The organism is Streptomyces sp. 8N706 (assembly GCF_052245415.1).
Classification (GTDB): domain Bacteria; phylum Actinomycetota; class Actinomycetes; order Streptomycetales; family Streptomycetaceae; genus Streptomyces.
On record NZ_JBQQBW010000242.1, the window covers coordinates 1 to 1,141 of the forward strand.

1 rRNA gene is annotated in these 1,141 nt (G+C 56.3%); it reads left to right on the top strand.

From position 1 onward, the window contains the following. Positions 1 to 1,141, top strand: a 23S ribosomal RNA gene (locus ACTWQE_RS34060); the annotation flags it as partial.

Here is a 1,141-nt window from a genome sequence, read left to right on the forward strand (position 1 = left end):
GTGGGAAACGTGTGCGCCGATTGACTAAGGGTTCCTGGGTCAAGCTGATCTGCCCAGGGTAAGTCGGGACCTAAGGCGAGGCCGACAGGCGTAGTCGATGGACAACCGGTTGATATTCCGGTACCCGCTTTGAAGCGCCAGCGCTGAATCTGGTGATGCTAAGGCCGTGAAGCCGCCCTGATCTCTTCGGAGTTGAGGGGAGTGGTGGAGCCGCCGGCCCGATCCAGTAGTAGGTGAGCGATGGGGTGACGCAGGAAGGTAGTCCAGCCCGGGCGGTGGTTGTCCCGGGGTAAGGGTGTAGGACGTTGTGCAGGTAAATCCGTGCAACTTGTGTCTGAGACCTGATGCCGAGCCGATTGTGGTGAAGTGGATGATCCTATGCTGTCGAGAAAAGCCTCTAGCGAGTTTCATGGCGGCCCGTACCCTAAACCGACTCAGGTGGTCAGGTAGAGAATACCGAGGCGTTCGGGTGAACTATGGTTAAGGAACTCGGCAAAATGCCCCCGTAACTTCGGGAGAAGGGGGGCCATTGCTGGTGATCACCCTTGCGGTGTGAGCTGGTGGTGGCCGCAGAGACCAGCGAGAAGCGACTGTTTACTAAAAACACAGGTCCGTGCGAAGCCGTAAGGCGATGTATACGGACTGACGCCTGCCCGGTGCTGGAACGTTAAGGGGACCGGTTAGTGGGGTTTCGATCCTGCGAAGCTGAGAACTTAAGCGCCAGTAAACGGCGGTGGTAACTATAACCATCCTAAGGTAGCGAAATTCCTTGTCGGGTAAGTTCCGACCTGCACGAATGGCGTAACGACTTCTCGACTGTCTCAACCATAGGCCCGGTGAAATTGCACTACGAGTAAAGATGCTCGTTTCGCGCAGCAGGACGGAAAGACCCCGGGACCTTTACTACAGCTTGATATTGGTGTTCGGTTCGGCTTGTGTAGGATAGGTGGGAGACTGTGAAATCATCACGCCAGTGATGGTGGAGTCATCGTTGAAATACCACTCTGGTCGTGCTGGATGTCTAACCTGGGTCCGTGATCCGGATCAGGGACAGTGTCTGGTGGGTAGTTTAACTGGGGCGGTTGCCTCCCAAAGGGTAACGGAGGCGCCCAAAGGTTCCCTCAGCCTGGTTGGTAACGGA